This is a genomic window from Aeromonas sp. QDB14 (assembly GCF_027707845.1).
Taxonomy (GTDB): domain Bacteria; phylum Pseudomonadota; class Gammaproteobacteria; order Enterobacterales; family Aeromonadaceae; genus Aeromonas; species Aeromonas caviae.
This window is the reverse complement of sequence record NZ_JAPCJD010000172.1, coordinates 1-1,528: the sequence shown is the minus strand read 5'-3', so window position 1 is coordinate 1,528 and position 1,528 is coordinate 1. Positions and strand designations below refer to the sequence as shown.

The 1,528-nt window shown below is 57.7% G+C and carries 1 pseudogene; it reads right to left on the bottom strand.

Annotated features, from left to right (window positions below):
* Positions 1-1,044: 1,044 nt before the first annotated feature.
* Positions 1,045-1,450 (bottom strand): annotated as a pseudogene (locus tag PG887_RS22285) (methyl-accepting chemotaxis protein); the annotation flags it as partial.
* Positions 1,451-1,528 lie beyond the last annotated feature (78 nt).

Genomic DNA, 1,528 nt, shown 5'->3' with positions numbered 1-1,528 from the left:
GGGTACCACCAATCAGCAGTTGGCCACCTCTCGCCATTCATCCATGAGTGTCGCACTTATTATCTGAATTCCCGGATAACATACAACCGCTAAACTCTGCGGCAACAAAAATAACCATTTAGGTCAATGGGACTGAAAACACCGAGCGATGACAGTTTCTCTTGGCACATCGATTATGCATCCGTTTCTCGACCAGGTTCCCTCTGGATTTTGGTCTCATTGCCAATCAATATACTCTTGAGGTGGTCGTTCAATATCGATCATGTGTGCAGCAGAAAATAGAATTTCAACGCCAAAACCGAGAGGGACATCAACCTCATCAGGAACAATACAACGTGGCTGCAAGTCCAGTCTGACTTTGGTTGCATCACCTATTTTTAGTTACCGTTCGACCCCATCCGTCTTTATCCCACTCTGGTTCACGTGACCATGCTCGTTTGTTGGGCGCCGCTGCGCTCTGCACCAACCGGCAAAAAACACGCTACCGCCCCTGAATTTCAGCCTCCAGCCTGCTGCGCTTTTCCTGTGGATCCGGTCTGGTTCATGGCTGACTCCGACAAGAGGTGATCCCGATTGCCATGTTACCGAACGGAGCTGGTTAGGGAAGGGGGATCGGGTGATTTCTCGGGCAAGATCAATAAATTGGGGGGCAGCGGGGCCTGCGGCAGGTTGGATAAGAGGGATCTCAAGGCGCAACGTTTTCCCGCTCAACGCTCAACGCTCAACGCTCAACGCTCAACGCTCAACGTTCAACGTTCAACGTTCAACGCTCAAGGCCCACGATTCACGGTGTATGGATGGGGGAGTGAGCGAGGTCATTGCCCTGCCGAGGGCCATGCGGTGCAGTCGAGAGGGTCGGCCTGGCACGGACAAGCAGGTGGTTGGGAGGGGGCGAAAGACCCGCGGGTTCAGTCGAGGACTCGAATTTGAAACCCGCTCAGACGCCCATGCACCACCCAAAAGAGGGGCCCGCTGCCGGTGACGGCAGGGGCCCGTTTTTATTGTTAGCGCACGGTCTTTGGGTCTGGTTTCCTCCGTGAAGGCTTAGCGGGCGAGCAGGGGCTGGCCGCTGGTCAGGGCGGTGCTGGTTGGCCGGGTGGCGGGATGCTGCTGAAACTGGCGCACCAGCCGCTCCAGGTCCCCGAGCTGCTTCACGAGGGCAATGATGCCCCTGCACGGCGTGGCGGCTGCCCTGGCTGGAGTCATCGGCCAGACGCTTGATGTCCAGCACGCTGTGGTGGATGTCCTGGGTGACCAGGGATTGCTCCTGCACCGCCTGGGCTATCTGGTTGCTGCCTGCGGTCACCTGCAACAGGCGTTCGCTTATCTGTTGCAGGATATCGCCGGTGGAGGATTGGGTCTTGATGGCCAGGGTGCGGATTTCGTCCGCCACCACCGAGAAGCCGCGACCGGACTCGCCCGCCCGGGCCGCCTCGATGGCCGCATTGAGGGGGCGTTGTTGATCAAATCCGTCGCTGGATGGCCGTTCCCCAACCCGTTGATACCACTCAATTCACTGGCTGGCGAA